The sequence below is a fragment of the Clostridium pacaense genome (assembly GCF_020709765.2).
Classification (GTDB): domain Bacteria; phylum Bacillota; class Clostridia; order Lachnospirales; family Lachnospiraceae; genus Enterocloster; species Enterocloster hominis.
In genome coordinates this window covers 1-215 of record NZ_JAJFEB020000291.1, presented here as the reverse complement: position 1 = coordinate 215, position 215 = coordinate 1, and the positions used below count along the sequence as shown (strand labels likewise).

Genomic DNA, 215 nt, shown 5'->3' with positions numbered 1-215 from the left:
GGAAGACGAAAGATTTCTGGTGCCGATGCGCTTAGGGGACACACCCGTTCCCATCCCGAACACGATGGTTAAGACCTGAGCGGCCGATGGTACTATGCTGGAGACGGCATGGGAGAGCAGGTGGGTGCCAGATTACCGTGGGGGTGTAGCTCAGTTGGGAGAGCACCTGCCTTGCAAGCAGGGGGTCAAGAGTTCGAATCTCTCCATCTCCATTC

The 215-nt window shown here is 57.2% G+C and carries 1 tRNA gene and 1 rRNA gene; both read left to right on the top strand.

The window, feature by feature from the left end:
* Positions 1 to 15: 15 nt before the first annotated feature.
* Positions 16 to 133 (top strand): 5S ribosomal RNA (gene rrf, locus LK536_RS59310).
* A gap of 6 nt (positions 134 to 139) precedes the next feature.
* A tRNA-Ala gene (locus tag LK536_RS59305) sits at positions 140 to 212 on the top strand.
* Positions 213 to 215: the final 3 nt, after the last annotated feature.